The 16,020-nt window shown below is 38.8% G+C and carries 16 protein-coding genes; all 16 read right to left on the minus strand.

Features of this window, described 5'->3' with window-relative positions; genetic code table 11:
* Positions 1-2: 2 nt before the first annotated feature.
* Entirely contained in the window at positions 3-1,220 is a 1,218-nt protein-coding gene (locus M0Q46_01440; GenBank protein MCK9582277.1) for a TolC family protein, read from the minus strand.
* Positions 1,217-2,542: an argininosuccinate lyase gene (argH, locus tag M0Q46_01445; protein ID MCK9582278.1), complete on the minus strand. Its 1,326-nt coding sequence runs from the start codon at positions 2,540-2,542 to the stop codon at positions 1,217-1,219. Before argH ends, M0Q46_01440 begins: the two co-directional genes overlap by 4 nt.
* Positions 2,543-2,545: 3 nt before the next feature.
* A complete protein-coding gene (locus M0Q46_01450) occupies positions 2,546-3,757 on the minus strand; it encodes an argininosuccinate synthase (GenBank protein MCK9582279.1) in 1,212 nt (403 codons plus the stop codon).
* Positions 3,754-4,926: an aspartate aminotransferase family protein gene (locus tag M0Q46_01455; protein MCK9582280.1), complete on the minus strand. Its 1,173-nt coding sequence runs from the start codon at positions 4,924-4,926 to the stop codon at positions 3,754-3,756. Before M0Q46_01455 ends, M0Q46_01450 begins: the two co-directional genes overlap by 4 nt.
* On the minus strand, positions 4,923-5,684 hold the full coding sequence (argB, locus tag M0Q46_01460; GenBank protein ID MCK9582281.1) for an acetylglutamate kinase: 762 nt from the start codon (positions 5,682-5,684) through the stop codon (positions 4,923-4,925). The genes M0Q46_01455 and argB overlap by 4 nt, the downstream gene beginning before the upstream one ends.
* On the minus strand, positions 5,681-6,391 hold the full coding sequence (locus tag M0Q46_01465) for a PD-(D/E)XK nuclease family protein (protein MCK9582282.1): 711 nt from the start codon (positions 6,389-6,391) through the stop codon (positions 5,681-5,683). Before M0Q46_01465 ends, argB begins: the two co-directional genes overlap by 4 nt.
* The gene (gene rsmD, locus M0Q46_01470) at positions 6,391-6,987 is read right to left on the minus strand and encodes a 16S rRNA (guanine(966)-N(2))-methyltransferase RsmD (GenBank protein MCK9582283.1); all 597 of its coding nucleotides are present in this window, start codon (positions 6,985-6,987) and stop codon (positions 6,391-6,393) included. The genes M0Q46_01465 and rsmD overlap by 1 nt, the downstream gene beginning before the upstream one ends.
* A gap of 263 nt (positions 6,988-7,250) precedes the next feature.
* Positions 7,251-7,637 (minus strand): cytidine deaminase, encoded by a 387-nt coding sequence (cdd, locus tag M0Q46_01475; protein MCK9582284.1) that lies wholly within the window; start codon positions 7,635-7,637, stop codon positions 7,251-7,253.
* A gap of 240 nt (positions 7,638-7,877) precedes the next feature.
* A complete protein-coding gene (locus M0Q46_01480) occupies positions 7,878-8,792 on the minus strand; it encodes a PfkB family carbohydrate kinase (GenBank protein MCK9582285.1) in 915 nt (304 codons plus the stop codon).
* Between the two features lie 12 nt (positions 8,793-8,804).
* Entirely contained in the window at positions 8,805-9,695 is an 891-nt protein-coding gene (gene mtnP / locus M0Q46_01485; protein ID MCK9582286.1) for an S-methyl-5'-thioadenosine phosphorylase, read from the minus strand.
* Between the two features lie 191 nt (positions 9,696-9,886).
* Positions 9,887-12,097, minus strand: coding sequence for an exonuclease domain-containing protein (locus M0Q46_01490; protein ID MCK9582287.1), 2,211 nt, complete (start codon positions 12,095-12,097; stop codon positions 9,887-9,889).
* A complete protein-coding gene (locus M0Q46_01495) occupies positions 12,094-13,401 on the minus strand; it encodes a thymidine phosphorylase (protein ID MCK9582288.1) in 1,308 nt (435 codons plus the stop codon). The genes M0Q46_01490 and M0Q46_01495 overlap by 4 nt, the downstream gene beginning before the upstream one ends.
* Positions 13,398-14,222 carry a purine-nucleoside phosphorylase gene (locus tag M0Q46_01500; protein MCK9582289.1) on the minus strand — a complete coding sequence of 275 codons (825 nt, stop codon included), beginning with the start codon at positions 14,220-14,222 and terminating at the stop codon, positions 13,398-13,400. The genes M0Q46_01495 and M0Q46_01500 overlap by 4 nt, the downstream gene beginning before the upstream one ends.
* Positions 14,219-14,560, minus strand: coding sequence for a hypothetical protein (locus M0Q46_01505; protein MCK9582290.1), 342 nt, complete (start codon positions 14,558-14,560; stop codon positions 14,219-14,221). Before M0Q46_01505 ends, M0Q46_01500 begins: the two co-directional genes overlap by 4 nt.
* Positions 14,561-14,576: 16 nt before the next feature.
* The gene (locus M0Q46_01510; GenBank protein ID MCK9582291.1) at positions 14,577-15,524 is read right to left on the minus strand and encodes a transketolase family protein; all 948 of its coding nucleotides are present in this window, start codon (positions 15,522-15,524) and stop codon (positions 14,577-14,579) included.
* Between the two features lie 262 nt (positions 15,525-15,786).
* Positions 15,787-16,020, minus strand: a 234-nt coding sequence (locus tag M0Q46_01515; protein ID MCK9582292.1) for a transketolase, incomplete at its 5' end; no start/stop codon positions are given.

Consider the following 16,020-nt stretch of genomic DNA (forward strand, 5'->3'; position numbering starts at 1 on the left):
GTTTATTTATTAATTTGGTCTAATGGTTTACCAATAGCCCACTCAAGCATTGTCTTGCTCTTAAGAAGATTGCATGAAATATCTATTGTGAAAATATTGTAAAGCATGGCCGCCTCTATCTGCGTTGGCATTCTTTGAGTAATTGCTTTTTCGCGTTCAGATTTCCAAAAATTATAATCTATAAGAGCATCCCTGACTTCCAGTTCAACATTGTCTTCAATTTGTGCCCTGCGTATTTTGCCCTGACGAATTTGATGTTTTCTCTGAACAATTCTTGACAATGCAGCCCAGCCGTCAAATATTGGCCAATTGAAGTTTATTGTAGCATTCCAATTATCGTAATCAAGAGGAAATTGATAACCGCCCCACTCGTAATTAGCACCAAGGCTAATAGTAGGAAAACGCTCAGTAAGCGATAAGTTTAACCTTAACGCATCAATCTTTTCTTGAAATTGTTTTTGGTTTAATTCTGGCCTGAATTGATAGGCAAGAGCAATACACTTATTAACATCATAATCGGTACTTGCATTTTCAAGCTCACCTGCAATATCAAAAGTTGTATCTAGCTCAAGGCCAATGGTTTTTAAATAGGTTATTTTGTCTTTTTCATATTTATGTTTAAGAGTTAATAAATTGCGGGCAAGTTTATCTTTTAAAACTACCATTTCAGAAGAATAATGCTTTGATAAATTGTTATTTATTTCGTTTATTGTAAACTCGTAAGTTTTAATTTTTTTGTTACTGGCAAGTAAATCAATGAATGCAATTTTTATTTCTTTTAACGCTTTAATTTTTGCCGATTCATACTGGCCAACATACTGCGCAAGATTCGCTTTTGCAAGGTCTAAGGTTGTACTATAGCGCCCACCCGCATAAAGATATTGCCACATAGTTGCCTTTGCAGAGTAATACTGGTCATTTTTGCCACCAGGCAGATATAGCGAGTTAAAGGAAGGTGCCAGCACCGTTGGGAACTGATTATCAAACTGTGAAGCGTTAAAGTTTAAATCAATTCTTGGGAATATGTTTGAGCGGGCTTCGTCTACGCGCAATTTCGCAACCTCAATATCTTCGTTTGAAGCAAGCAAGTCCTGGCTATTTTTTAACCCGAAGTTGATGCTGTCTTGTAGAGTAAGCACCCTTTCTGTCTGCGCAGATTGTAACTGCAAAGAGAAAATAAGAACAAATAGGCCTGAGATAAATAAATTTTTTATTTTCATAATTTTTTCAACTTAAGCAATTGTTGTTTAACAGATTCTTTCGATGTTCCGCCATAAGACACTTTTTGTTTTATTATTTCAGCAGGGTCAAGAACGCTTAAAACATTGGCCTCAAAAAGCGGGCAGAAAGCTTTGAGCTTACTAATACTAAGGCCAGAGAATGTTATAGATTTTTCAATGCAATAACTGACAATTTTAGCAACAATACCATGCGCCTGCCTAAAAGGCATACCTTTTCTGGCAAGATAGTCGGCAAGTTCGGTTGCCTGTAAATAACCTTTCTCAGCTGCCGCAAGCATTTTTGATGCATTTATCTGTATTGAAGAAAGCATTGCGGTCATTAACTCAAGACACGGTTTAATTGTATCAACTGCATCAAAAAGTGGTGGTTTATCTTCTTGCAAATCTCTATTATAGGCAAGAGGCAACCCTTTTAATAGCGTTAAAAGAGCAACCAATGAACCAAAGACCCTGCCGCTTTTACCCCTAATTATCTCTGCGACATCAGGGTTTCTTTTTTGCGGCATTATAGATGAGCCCGATGTAAAATCATCCGCGATTTTCACAAAAGAAAATTCTACCGATGACCACAAAACAAGCTCTTCCGCAAGCTTTGATAAGTGCATTGCAATAATGCTAAGGTCAAAAACCAACTCAACAACAAAATCTCTATCGCTAACAGAGTCCATAGAGTTTTCACTAACGCTATCAAACGAAAGTAATTTAGCGGTGTAATTTCTATCTATCGGAAATGATGTGCCGGCAAGCGCGGCTGAACCAAGCGGCAAAACATCTATTCTTTTTATGCAATCATTAAGCCGTTCTTTATCTCTTTGGAGCATCCATGCGTAAGAAAGAATGTGATGCGAAAAAAGCACTGGCTGAGCAGGTTGAAGATGTGTGTAACCCGGCATTACAACCGATATATTTTTGCTTGCAAGCTTTGCAATAACTTTTTGAAACTCATTAATAAGGTCAATTACTTCTCTTGCCTCATCTTTTGCGTAAAGCCTGATGTCTAATGCAACCTGATCGTTCCTGCTTCTTGCGGTATGCATCTTGCCGCCAAGGGTTCCAATTCTTTTTATCAGCTCTTTTTCTATGGCATAGTGTATGTCTTCTTCCTCAGGCAGGTTCCAACCGCTTTGAATGTCGTTTTGTATTGAAAAAAGCCCTTTTATAATTTTATCCGACTCACCAATAGTTAAAATTTTGCATTTAGCAAGCATTTTCACATGCGCTATTGAGCCTAAAATGTCATAAGGGGCAAGCCGCAAATCAAAACTAAAAGATCCGATGAATTTTTGGTAATTATTAGTCATATTTTATTTATTCCTTTTCTTTTGAGACATTATCGCATTTACTTTAAGCGGGAGTCCGAACAAATTTATAAACCCTTCCGCGTCTTTTTGGTTATAAATATCTTCCTCGCCAAAAGTGGCAAGTTTTTCCCAATAAAGCGACCTATCTGCCTTGCGCGATACAACCTTAATGTTGCCTTTATAAAGTTTTAGTTTTACTTCGCCAGTTACATTCTCCTGAGTTTTATTTACAAAGCTATCAAGCGCCTCCCTAAGAGGTGCAAACCAAAGGCCATTGTAAACAAGTTGCGCGTACTTTGGACCAATACTTTCTTTAAAGTGAAATGTTTCCCTGTCTAAAGTTAGGCACTCAAGCTCTCTGTGGGCGAAATAGAGCAATGTTGCGGCAGGCGCTTCGTAAACACCGCGCGACTTTATGCCAACAAGGCGGTTTTCAACAATATCAATTCTGCCAATACCGTTTGCGCCGCCAATTTTATTTAACCGTTCAATTAGAGCAACAATGCCAAGCTTTGTGCCATTTAATGTTATCGGGACACCTTTTTTAAATCCAATTGAGATTATTGTGGGCTTTGATGGTGCCTTTTCCGGAGATACGGTTAAGGCGAACATTGACTCATCGTATTCATTTTTAAGCTCTTCTAAAATTCCGCCTTCATACGATATATGCCAAAGGTTTGCGTCTGAAGAGTATGGTTTTTTCTTTGTTACAGGAACCGCTATGCCATGCTTTTTTGCATAAGCAATTTCATCTTCGCGCGATTTAAACTCCCACTCTCTCCAAGGAGCAATAATTTTAAGTTCAGGCATAAGAGCTTTAAATGTCAGCTCAAAACGCACCTGATCATTACCTTTGCCGGTAGCTCCATGAGAAACTGCGTCAGCATTTTCTTTTTTTGCAATATCTACAATTTTTTTTGCAATTAGAGGCCTTGCAAGTGAGGTGCCAAGCAGATACTTACCTTCATAAAGAGCGTGGGCCTTTATTGCAGGAACTATATAATCATTTGCAAATTCATCTCTTGCGTCTATAATATAGGCCTTATCGGCTCCGGTCGCAAGAGCTTTTTCTTTTAGGTTAGTAAGTTCCTTGCCCTGGCCAACATCAATGGCGCAGGCAATAATTTGCGAACCATACTTTTCTTTAAGCCATTTTAGCATTACAGAAGTGTCAAGGCCGCCCGAATAGGCTACTACAATTTTTTTTGGGTTCATTCTTTTATTCCTTTCAATATCCGGTTTAGTTTATTTATAAATTTATCAATGTCGGACTTATTTATTATAAATGGCGGTAAAAACCTTAAAACTTTCTCTTGAGTGCAGTTAATTAAAAACCCTTCTTTGGCGCACTTTGGTACAATTTTGGCGCATGGAATTGTTAATTCCAACCCAAGCATTAGGCCAACACCTCTTACATCAACTATAAACTTATGTTTGTCTTTTAACCCAGAAAGCTTTGTTAAAAAATACTTGCCAAGTTCTCTAATGTTTGAAAGCATTTTTGCATCAAGCACTTCTAACACGGCTTTTGCGGCGCTGCAAGAAACCGGGTTACCGCCAAAAGTGGAGCCGTGGTCGCCAAACGAAAGCACATTGCTAAATTTTTTACTTATAATAGTTGCACCAAGAGGCAAGCCGCCGGCAAGCCCTTTGGCAAGCGTAAACACATCTGGAACTACGCCAAAATGCTTAAACGCGAATACTTCACCTGTTCTGCCAATGCCGGTTTGAACTTCGTCAAATATCAAAATTAAGCCATTCTTTTTACAAAGTGCTTTAAGGTCTTTAAGAAATTCTTTTTTTGCGGGTACAACGCCGCCTTCGCCCAATATTGGCTCTATAATTACTGCGACTGTCTTTTTATTTATCAGTCTTTTTACAGATTCAATGTTGTTAAATTCAGCAAACTTAAAACCCGGCAACACCTCAAAATTTTTGTGAAATTTTTCCTGGCCTGTAGCGCTAAGAGTTGCGATAGTTCTGCCGTGAAAAGAGTTTTTAAATGAAATTATTTCATTCTTCCCGCTGGCATAACCATACTTTCTTGCAAGTTTTATGGCACACTCATTAGCTTCTGCGCCTGAGTTTGACAAAAACACCACACCCGGAAAAGAAAGCTCCACAAGCTTTCTAGCAAGCTCAGCCTGGGGTTTTGCATAATACAGGTTTGAAATATGAATGTATTTTGAGAGCTGGTTTTTAATAGCCACAGTAACTTTTTTATTCTGGTGGCCAAGGTTGTTTACACTTATACCGCAAAAAAGGTCTAAGTATTTTTTGCCAGAATTATCCCAAACGAACTTACCATTACACCTTTGAATTTCAATGGGGTTTCTTTTGTATGTTTGTAAAATATATTTTTTTTCTAAGTTCATAGTTTTCATTTTGTTATTAATGTGCCATTAAGTTTTAGCACGCCCTTTGAACCATCTGCAATCCACACCTCATCAATACCTTTTTTAACCGCATTGGCACAGGCCTGAATTTTAGGTATCATGCCTCCGGTAATTGCGCCATTTTTTATAAGTTTTGTTTGTTCGCCATACTTTATAAGTTTAATTGTTTTTTTATTTTTATCAAGCACGCCTGAAACATCGGTTAAAAATATTAATTTATTGGCTTTTAAGGCAATTGCAACAGCCATTGCAATTGAATCGGCATTTACATTTAGCGTTTCGCATTTATTATCACATGCCATTGAAGAAAGCACAGGCATAAATCCGGCATTCAATAAGGTTTTCAAAACTAAAGGGTCTGTTTTTACCGGTTCACCCGAAAGGCCAAGGCCTGGAATTTTTTTGCAAACAACCATATTCGCATCTTTTGCCGATAAGCCAACCGCTTTAGTGCCCCTTGCATTTAGCAATGAAACAAACATTTTATTTATCTTCCCGCTTAAAACCATCTCTACAATTTCAAGTGTTGCCTTATCTGTAAAACGCAGGCCGTTTACAAACTTTGGTTTTAGTCCAATTTTTTGCGACCAAAAATTAATTTCCGGCCCGCCGCCGTGTACAAGCACAACAGCACTGCTCTTTGACAATTTGGAAATTTCCGCAATTAATTTCACTAAGTCAGTTTTATTGCCTGCCAAACTTCCGCCAAACTTAATAACTACAATTTTCTTTTTGTTTATTTTCATACCACACTCTTTTTACACAATTTTCTATATTCACAAAAACTGCAATTTTGTGTGCAAGTAAAAAAATCCTGACTGCCAATAATTTTTGCCGCAAGTGTAATTTTATTTACTATAAAATCTTCCTGATAACTTGAAAAATCAAAGTTTACTTTTACATTTTCAGAAAGAAAATAATAAGTTAAACGGTTCGGGTCAAAGCCAAATGCTTTTTTACAGCCAAACTTATAAAGCAAAAGCTGATAATCATTTTTTATCTGCTCATCTGTTAATCTTTTATAATGCGTTTTGTATTCAATAAGCTCGTAGCTTTCATCTTTATGTTTGTCAATGCGGTCAATAATGCCTACAACCTCTATATCACCTAAATTAAACGAAAAATTCTTTTCTGTGGAAACTATTTGCGATGCAAGTTTTGCTTCTTCATTCCAAAAAGTTAAAAGCAGCTTTTCGCCGCGTTCGTAGTACTCTTGCGCCATAGCCGGAGTTGCAAAACCCTCATTTTTCCAAGCAAGGTTGTAACAATCAATTAGCTTTTCAAATGTTTTTGTAGTTTCTTTAAAGTACAACTCTAACGCCTTATGAATACTATGGCCAAAAGATGATTGCGGTATTGGCGCAGAGTGCAGGCCGTCAATGTAAATTAACTTATACTTCCACGGACAAAATTCAACTGCTTTAATTTTTGAATAACTTACCTGAACGCTCATTATCCCTGTTCTTCTTTAGTACTTATCCCGCCGACTAATCCGTAAAAATCAACTACCGTATCACCGTATATTTTTTCACGTAAATGTTTCAACTGTTTTGGAACATTTACCATTTCTTTTATTTGCCGCTGGCTAATTACAAGCCCATCTGATTTAAGTAACCCGGAGCTAACTACAGCATTTAAAGTTGGTGTAGTTAACACAAGTGGCGTTTTATTTTCATCTTTGTAAGGCGGCCCTAAGTATATGATATCAAACTTTTCGTTTAACAATTTTAACGCTACAAAAACATCTGTATGCATAAGCACGGCATTGGAACTAAACCCAAGTTTTTCCAAGTTCCTTTTTATGTACGATAATGGCTGTTTATCGGCCTCTACAAAAACTGCCTTTGTAGCACCGCGAGATATTGCCTCTATGCCAACACTGCCAACACCCGCATAAAGATCTAAAAACGAACATTGCGGCAATTTTGCAGAAATTATGTCAAAAACTGACTTTTTAATCCGTGCTAAAATAGGCCTCGTTGCAAGGGTAGGCGGTGCATCTATTGACCTGCCGCGTGCGCAACCTGCAATTACTGTAGTAGGAGACATCTAAACGCCTTAATATCGCGTCTCGCCAGTAGGCGGACTTAGTATTTCACTTCGTTTCATACTTGGTTTGGCTAATATGATTACGCCAAACCGCTCTACAAGGGAAAACCTAAGGTTTTCCCATTTCGTCGTCGCTCACCCTGCTCGCTGAACCCTTTCCCCGCCCTTGGCGAGGTCTAGCCTCGGGCTGACTAAGTTGTAAGAGAACATTTTCAGTGATTTTATATTTTTTGAGTGATATTAGTCAATTGCGAGGTTTATAGTTAAAATGGATTGGTTAGCAGGTCTTTTAATGAAAATGTTTTAATTTCAGGTTTTTTGCAGGCTACAACAATCTCTAAACTTTCCGCAAACTCACTTAGAAATTGCAGGCATGCCCCGCATGGAATTGGTGGTTTTTGAGAGTTCGCGTAAATTGCAACTTTTAATATTTGTTTGTTGCCGTCAGAAATTGCCGCGCATAAAGCAGAACGCTCGGCGCATATTGTTAAACCATAAGAAGCATTTTCAACATTTACACCCGAGTATATTTTGCCATCTTTAGCCAAAATTGCCGCACCTACTTTATATTTTGAGTACGGGCTGTAGGAGTTTTTTGAAGCTTCTTTGGCAATTTTGACCAGATTTGCATTTACCTTTGTGCTATTCATAAATTACTCCTGGCATAATATTCTTTATGCCTGATTACACAGATTGTAAAGCATAGATTGTAAAGATTAATTCATTAGTCTTTTTATCTGACAGCTTTCGTTTCCAAAATTTCATTCTGATATATTCTAATGTCCCCCCTCACCTCAATCCTCTCCCTCGAGGGGAGAGGAAGCCCAAAGGGCAGGTGAGGGTGATGTAAAAGTATCTTTCGTTAAAACCAAGGCATACCCATTTCGGAATCATGTGCTTAAGTGCTCAAAATGCGTTAATTGCTTAAACTGTTTATATCGTTTGTTTATTTCGGCATTAGTTAGTTTTATCAATCTGTTAACGCTAAATGCCTCAACATTAAACGATGCCATAACACTACCGGTTATTACCGCACGGCGCATCTCTTTTTTATTTATTTTGGAACACGCGGCAAGGTATCCCATAAAACCACCAGCAAATGAATCGCCCGCTCCGGTAGGATCAAAAACATCTTCAAGCGGGTAGGCAGGTGCCGAAAACAACTCATTTTTGCTTACAAAAAGCGCGCCGTACTCACCTCGTTTTATTACAATTGCCCAAGGGCCTATTTGAAATATTTTTTTTGCGGCTTTAAGAAGGTTATGCTCGCCAGTAAATTGCCTTATTTCCGACTCATTTATTGTAAGAATATCTACATATTTAAGTGTTTTTTCAAGTTGTTTAGGTTTGGTTTGTATCCAATAGTTCATTGTGTCGCAACCAACAAGCTCCGGCTTTTTAATTTGCTTCAAAACATTAAGCTGAAGCTCCGGGTCAATATTTGCGAGAAAAACAAATTTTGTGTTTTTTAATTCAAGTGGCACAACAGGTTTAAATGACGAAAAAACATTTAATTGCGTATCAATGGTTTGAGCGCTGTTTAGGTCGTAATTATACTCACCTTGCCACCTGAATGTTTTACCTTTTGCAACTTCAAGGCCACTGGTATCTATTTTGCGTTTCGCAAGCATATCAATGTATTTTTTTGGAAAATCTGAACCAACAACCGCAACAAGTTTCACATCAGTAAAATAAGCAGCCGCTATTGAAAAGTAAATTGAAGAACCGCCAAGGGCATCTTTAACATTGCCAAAAGGAGTTTTTACCGAATCAAGCGCTGCAGAACCAACTACAAGAATAGACATTTCATCCCCTCATTACTTAATATATTTTGAAATTAATGGCGCCAAATCTTCTTTAATTTTTTCAGATATTATCTCAGGAGCTGTATAAATAGCATTTTTTAACGCATTCTGACATTGTATTGTGCAAGTACAAGCGGTGTTATCTCCAATTTTTGGCAAGACATACTTAATTAAGCGCTCAACATTGCTATTATTTTCTTTCATTACGCTAAGCACAACTTCTGGTGTTACTTCATCATTTTCTTTCCATGCGTCATAATCAGTTATAAGCGCGACCATTGCGTAGCAAATTTCTGCCTCACGGGCCAGCTTTGCCTCTGGTATTGCGGTCATACCAATTAAATCAAAACCACTTTTTTGATAAAAGAGTGACTCGGCCTTTGTGGAAAACTGAGGCCCCTCTATACAAACATAGGTTCCGCCGTTGTGATGTTCTATGCCAAGCTCCCTAACCGATTTGTGCAGCGTTTCACGCAAACAAGTACAAAATGGATTTGCGAAAGCAATATGTCCAACTATCCCATTGCTAAAAAATGAAAGTGGGCGGTTTTTTGTTCTGTCAAATATTTGATCTGGCAATACAAAATGACGTGGTTTGTAATCGTCACGCAAGGAACCACAGGCCGATATTGCAATTATTTTTTTCACACCCAGCATTTTTAGCGCAAATATGTTCGCGCGTGAGTTCACCTCAGATGGAGTGAACCTATGGCCTTTGCCATGCCGCGGTAAAAAAGCGCAACTTACACCGTCTATAGTTCCTATGGTTATAGGGTCCGATGGCGAACCAAATGGCGTGGTTATGTTTATTGTTTTAATATCTTTAAGCCCATCAATAGCGTAAACACCGCTACCACCAATTATTGCAAGTTTTACTTCTGGAAGTTTGCCTGTATCTATCATTTTACGCTCCTTTATGTCGCGTCTCGCCTATGTGCAGACTTAGTATTCACTTCGTTCATACTTGGTTTGGCTAAGATGATTTCGCCAAACCGCTCTACAAGGGAAAACCTATGGTTTTCCCGTTTCGTCGTCGCTTGTCACACCAACGGCGGGACTGCGCTGAACCCTTTCCTTAAGTTGTAAGAGAACATTTAAACTGGAATGATGTCTAGTAAATTTAATTGTACTGAAAATGTATCCTGCCAAAAATTTGACTCAACCTTTAAAAGCAGGTCGGCATGTTGATTTTCACAAAAATCATTTTTCAAACTGCCCATATCTCTTCCAAAAGCATTAATGCGGTGTGCGCTATTTTTTGAAACTTTTAATTTAAGATGGTCACCAATTTTAGCAATTTCATGAAGTTTTACATCTCTTACAATAAATATCGGCTCCGGGTTTGCCGCACCAAATGGCTCAAGTTTTGCAAGTTCCATAAGCAGGTCTGGCGATATTTCCGAAAGAGAAAGTTCTAAGTCAACTAATGTTTTTTGCTCTTGCGAAAGCTCCGACAAAAGCTCACCTGCAACTTTTTTTAGCTCTTGGGTAAATAACGGTATATTTTCTGTTTTTATTGTTAAACCTGCGGCTTGGGCATGGCCTCCAAACTTAACCAACAAATGCGATACTTTAGAAAATGCCGCGGTAATATCAAAACCACCTGCAGAACGGGCTGAACCAACAGCTTCATCTCCCTGATTAATCAATAAAACCGTCGGTTTGTTATATTTTTTTGAAATGCGGGATGCGATTATGCCAGTTACTCCATGGGCAAGGTCGGATGCGCATACAATTAAAATTTTATCTTTTTCAACATCACACTGCAGTTTAAGTAATGGTTCAAATTTTTCTAAATTCAGCGATTGAAGGTTTTTTCTATCATCATTTAAGTCTAAAAGTTCATTAATTAGATCGTGGGCTTCACGCTCTTCGCAAGAAAGCAAAAGTTTTAATGCAACTGAGGCCTTACCCATACGCCCTGCGGCGTTTAAGACAGGTGAAACCTGCCAAGCTATGGTTTTTGCCGTAAATCCCGGCCCGTTTTTAATTGGATTATGACAGCGCTCAACAAGTTTTTTTAAACCAACTCTTTGAGTATTTGAAATACTTTTTAGCCCCTCTTTTACAATTATACGGTTTTCCGCGATAAGAGGCATAATATCGGCGATAGTGCCAAGCGCAAGCAAATCCATAGCGGAACGCCTAAAATAGTCCATTCGGCAGTCAGATAACCTCTCCAATGCAAGATACACCTTGTATGCAAGCATTGCATCGGCAAGAGCTCTATGTAGTGAGCTTTCATCACACAAAACTTCTAATTTTTTTGCAACTGATGCAAGCTTGTAACTTTCACAAGCGAGCAATTTTCTTGCAAGTAGAAGCGTATCTACCACAGGGTTTGAAATTTCACGCCTAAAATATTTTTTTGCAGCGAGTTTTAAAAAACTCAAATCAAAATCACTATTGTGAGCAACAAGTGTTCGCAAACCTATAAAGTCAAAAAACTTTTTTAAGGCAATTTCTGGCTCTGGCGCATTTTCAAGCATATCGTCAGTAATACCATTTACGGCACTTGCAACAGGATGTATTGGTTTGCTGATTTTAACAAGCGTTGAAAAAGTTCCTTGTATTACGCCGTTTTTGAATAGCACAGCTGAAAGCTCACAAATTTGATCTTGCGCCGGGTTAAGGCCGGTAGTTTCTATGTCAATTGCGGCAAACTCAATATTGAAACTTTTGCCAAATGAAAGCATAAGAGCTTCTGACAATTTAAACGCTACGGAGCATCCTGCAAGGTCTTTAAATGTATAATCGGGCGCAACTTTAGGGTTTATGATTGCATAAGCAGATGGCAATGGGTCTACTGGGGCGTGATGGTCGGTTACAACTACATCAATTCCTAAAGAGTTGGCGTAATCAATTTGGTTTAACGCGGTTATCCCGCAGTCAACGGTAATTATTAAGCTGACACCTTTATCAGCAAATTCTTTTATAACGGGTTCATGCAAACCATAACCTTCATCGGAAGGTATGTACCACAAGGGTTCGCTGCCAAGCGCTTTTAATGTATTGTGCATTACGCAAACTGCGGTTAAACCGTCCACATCTTTATCACCATATATTAATATTTTTTCATTATCATATACCGCCTTGCGTATTCTCTCAGCAGCTTTCACCATTCCACTTAAGAGAAATGGATTTGTAAGGTTTTCAATTTTTGTGTTTATATAGTTACACATATCCAGAGATGTAGTTACACCTCTGTTTACTAACACAGTGCAAATTATATTAGATAACCCCGTTTCTTCGGATAAACGAGCTATCAGTTCTTTATCTGAAACAATCAATTGCCAGCTGCTCATATTTCGCATTCCACAATTTTATTTTTTTTGGGCAGCAACTTAGTTATTTTATAAGCGTTTAAAACTCTTAAAAAAGCATCCGTTGCGCGGCTTTTAGTGCTTGTATGCAGAGTGGCAAGGACATTTCCAATTGCCACTTTTTCGCCGACAATCTTATTTAATGTTATACCGGCACTTTGGTCTATTAAATCTTCTTTTTTTATTCTGCCTGCGCCAAGCAATACGGACGCAAAACCGATTTGTTTTGCATCTATTGAGCCAACATAACCGTTTCTATTGCTACGCACGCTTACTTGAACTTTTGATTTTTCAATCATATCGGTATTTTTTATGTATCTCACATCACCGCCTTGCGCGCTAATCATTGAACAAAATTTATTTAATGCCTTCCCATTTGATAGATTTGTTTCAAGCAATGTTTGTGCCTCGGTTTTGTTTTTTACAATTTTTGAGAGAACTAACGCTTTTTTTCCAAGTTCAATAATCAAATTGTAAAAATCGCCTGGCTCTTTGGACCCCTTCAATATTTCAATTGATTGAATTAGCTCAAGGTTGTTACCAACAGCTCTGCCAAGCGGGTTATTCATATTTGTTATTAAAGCTCCGCATTTAATTGAATTCGCCTTCGCTATATCAATTAAAACCCCAGCAAGCTTTTTTGCCTGCGATGCGCTTTGCATAAATGCGCCCTTGCCAAACTTTACATCTAAAACAAGCACGCTTAAATTTTCAATAAGTTTTTTTGACATAATACTTGCCGCAATTAAGCCGATAGATGGCACCGTAGCGGTGGCATCGCGCAAAGCATATAAAAACTTATCTGCCGGCGCATACTGAGAGGTTTGCCCAACCATAAACAAACCAAGTTTTGAAAGTTGTTTTTCGGCTGTTATTTTTTTGAGGTCTAATTTTATGCCGGCAATTCCCCGCAGTTTATCTAATGTGCCGCCTGTGTGCCCAAGCCCGCGGCCCGATATCATTGGAACTGCAACCCCGCAAGATGCCAGTAACGGGGCAAGTACAAGCGATGTTCCATCACCAACCCCGCCTGTTGAGTGTTTATCTACAATTGGAATTTTTTTTGGTAAATTAAAATTAAATTGTTCCCCAGAGTTTGCCATTGCCTTTGCAAGTGAGAATAACTCTTTATTATTTAAACCATTAATAAACATTGCCATAAGCAGGGCGGATGCCTGATAGTCCGCTATTTTACCGTTTATGCAGCCGTTAACAAAGAACTCAACTTCTTGGAAAGTTAGTTTTTTGTCATCTCTTTTCTTTTCTATCACTTCAATTATATTCATTTAAGGTTTGAAAATACCTCTTCAATTATTTTGCTCAGTTTTCCTATAACATTCACTCCGGTTTTAAGAACCTCTTCATGTGTTAATTTTTTCTTTATCACGCCTGCCGCCATATTTGATATGTACGCTAAGCCCAAAACCTTTATGCCAAGTTTATTTGCAACAATAGTTTCAGGTATTACCGACATACCAACCAAGTCGGCACCAAGAGTTCTAAATGCCTTAACTTCCGCTGGTGTTTCATACGAGGGGCCTTGCACGCCAAGGTAAACGCCTTTATTTATGCGAATTTTATGCTTTAGTGAAGCGCCAAGCGCAAACTTTGAAAGCTCCGAGTTATAAATAAGCGTCATATCTGGAAAGCGCTCACCCATAATTGCATAGTTTTCCCCGCGCAATGGGTTTTTACCCATTAAATTTATATGGTCGCTTATTACAACTATGTCGCCGGGCCTGTATGTTTTATTAATTCCACCTGCGGCCGCCGTTACAACCAAGTACTCCACCCCGAGCTGTTTCATTAAATAGATTGGATAAGTTACCTCATCCATGCAATACCCCTCGTAATAATGCAAGCGCCCCTGCATAATTATTGCGGGAATATTAAACATTTTGCCAATAAGCAATTTGCCCTTATGGCCTTTTACAGTGGTTTTTGCAAAATGCGGTATTTCTTCATAATTTAGAAGTGTATCGTTAATTGAGCCCTCAACAATATCCCCTAAGCCGGAGCCAAGAATAACTCCAACTTTTGGCACAAGAGCTGTTTTGCTTTTTATAAATTTTGTGGTTTCTTCAAGCTTTGAAATATGCGATGTCATTGCGCCTCCAAATTAAATAGTTTACCAGCAAAACTTTCGCCTACAGGGAACTTCTCCAATGAAAATAATTGGCACACACTTTGAGCTATATCGGCAAATGTTTTGCGTACACCTAAATTCACTCCATAATTTGCATTTTTAGAATAAACAAGCAGAGGAACCATTTCGCGAGTATTGTAAAGTCCGAGAAGGGCTAGGTTTTGCAGGAAGTAGTTATCGGGGCAATTCGTTAATGTGTGAAGTAATGTGTTGGCACCCAAGTCGCCAAAAGACTCAGCGTCGGGCATTGCACCCGCGCCAACACCGTCAAGAACAATTATTATTACTCTATCAATCACTGATTCCTTAACTTTATTATTTTCTTTTTATTGCTTTCAATGCCGCTGCAACTATATTTTCAGCTTTGAGCCCATACTCTTTAAGCAGGTCTAATGGGGCACCGCTTTCGCCGAAAGTATCAAAAACGCCAATCATTTCAACAGGCACCGGGCAATTTTTTGCAAGTACTTCGCAAACTGCGGAACCAAAACCACCGGCAATCTGATGTTCCTCAGCTGTAACCACTGCACCGCATTTTTTGGCTGTTTTAAGTATAGCTTCTTCATCAATAGGTTTTATTGTGTGAACATTCACAACACTTGCCTTTATGCCGCTTTGCGCAAGTATTTCTGCGGCGCATAGTGCCTCATAAACAAGGTGTCCGCAAGCAAAAATGGCAACATCGCCGCCATTTTTTAGTGTTATGGCCTTTCCTATTTCAAAACTGGAATCTTCTTTGGTAATAATTGGCATAGGTTCCCTGCCATAGCGCAAATAAACAGGGCCGTACATTTTTGCGGCCGCAATTGCGGCTTTTTTTGTTTCAACCATATCGCATGGCACAATAACTGTCATTTTAGGCAGGCAACGCATTATTGCTATATCTTCAAGAGCCTGGTGAGTAGCTCCGTCGGGGCCGACCATTACACCACTATGCGAGCCGCCAATTTTTACATTCAAATTTGAATAGCAAACGGTTGTTCTGATTTCTTCCCATGGCCTGCCAGATGAAAATATCGCATAAGTTGAGGCAAATGGAATTAAACCAGTTAAAGAAAGGCCTGATGCTATGCCAATCATATTTTGCTCGGCAATGCCAACATTATAAAACCTATCCGGGAACTTCTCATAAAATAAATTCAAAGAAGCCGATGCCGCCGTATCTGCTCCAACAACAACAACTTTTGGGTTGGTTTTGCCAAGTTCAGCTAAACCCTCGCCAAAACCAATTCTTGTAGCTTTAAGCCCGTATGTTTCAACCATTTAATTGCTCCGTATATTTATTGTAATTACCTATCACGAAACTTTTTTCCAGTTGAGGATTTTAGATGTCGAAATATTTTTGCCATATTACCACTTCCAACGATACTTTTACATCACCCTCACCTGCCCTTCGGGCTTCCTCTCCCCTCGAGGGAGAGGATTGAGGTGAGGTTGGAACACTAGTGCTTCCCATCTGTCCAACTACGCTTCCTCTCCCCTCGAGGGAGAGGATTGAGGTGAGGGGGCATTTTATGACCGGCTATTATTGTAACTCTAAAAAAGCTTTCTGCAATTGTTCTTTTGATGGTGCTTTACCGTGCCAATCGGCAACATTTTCCATAAAAGAAACACCCTTGCCCTTAACTGTTTTTGCAATTATTACAGTTGGCTTACCAACTGTGTTTTTTGCCTCTTTATAAGCACTAATAACTTGAGCAAAGTCGTGACCGTCAATTTCTATAGTGTGCCAGCCAAAGGCGCGGTATTTTTCCGCCAA

The sequence above is a fragment of the Endomicrobiales bacterium genome (assembly GCA_023228045.1).
GTDB lineage: Bacteria > Elusimicrobiota > Endomicrobiia > Endomicrobiales > JALOBY01 > JALOBY01.

What these genes read in the sequence shown, in the direction of transcription:
- M0Q46_01440 (MCK9582277.1), bottom strand. Translation starts at nt 1,220, where the DNA reads ATGAAAATAAAAAATTTATTTATCTCAGGCCTATTTGTTCTTATTTTC.
- argH (MCK9582278.1), bottom strand. Translation starts at nt 2,542, where the DNA reads ATGACTAATAATTACCAAAAATTCATCGGATCTTTTAGTTTTGATTTG.
- M0Q46_01450 (MCK9582279.1), bottom strand. Translation starts at nt 3,757, where the DNA reads ATGAACCCAAAAAAAATTGTAGTAGCCTATTCGGGCGGCCTTGACACT.
- M0Q46_01455 (MCK9582280.1), bottom strand. Translation starts at nt 4,926, where the DNA reads ATGAAAACTATGAACTTAGAAAAAAAATATATTTTACAAACATACAAA.
- argB (MCK9582281.1), bottom strand. Translation starts at nt 5,684, where the DNA reads ATGAAAATAAACAAAAAGAAAATTGTAGTTATTAAGTTTGGCGGAAGT.
- M0Q46_01465 (MCK9582282.1), bottom strand. Translation starts at nt 6,391, where the DNA reads ATGAGCGTTCAGGTAAGTTATTCAAAAATTAAAGCAGTTGAATTTTGT.
- rsmD (MCK9582283.1), bottom strand. Translation starts at nt 6,987, where the DNA reads ATGTCTCCTACTACAGTAATTGCAGGTTGCGCACGCGGCAGGTCAATA.
- cdd (MCK9582284.1), bottom strand. Translation starts at nt 7,637, where the DNA reads ATGAATAGCACAAAGGTAAATGCAAATCTGGTCAAAATTGCCAAAGAA.
- M0Q46_01480 (MCK9582285.1), bottom strand. Translation starts at nt 8,792, where the DNA reads ATGTCTATTCTTGTAGTTGGTTCTGCAGCGCTTGATTCGGTAAAAACT.
- mtnP (MCK9582286.1), bottom strand. Translation starts at nt 9,695, where the DNA reads ATGATAGATACAGGCAAACTTCCAGAAGTAAAACTTGCAATAATTGGT.
- M0Q46_01490 (MCK9582287.1), bottom strand. Translation starts at nt 12,097, where the DNA reads ATGAGCAGCTGGCAATTGATTGTTTCAGATAAAGAACTGATAGCTCGT.
- M0Q46_01495 (MCK9582288.1), bottom strand. Translation starts at nt 13,401, where the DNA reads ATGAATATAATTGAAGTGATAGAAAAGAAAAGAGATGACAAAAAACTA.
- M0Q46_01500 (MCK9582289.1), bottom strand. Translation starts at nt 14,222, where the DNA reads ATGACATCGCATATTTCAAAGCTTGAAGAAACCACAAAATTTATAAAA.
- M0Q46_01510 (MCK9582291.1), bottom strand. Translation starts at nt 15,524, where the DNA reads ATGGTTGAAACATACGGGCTTAAAGCTACAAGAATTGGTTTTGGCGAG.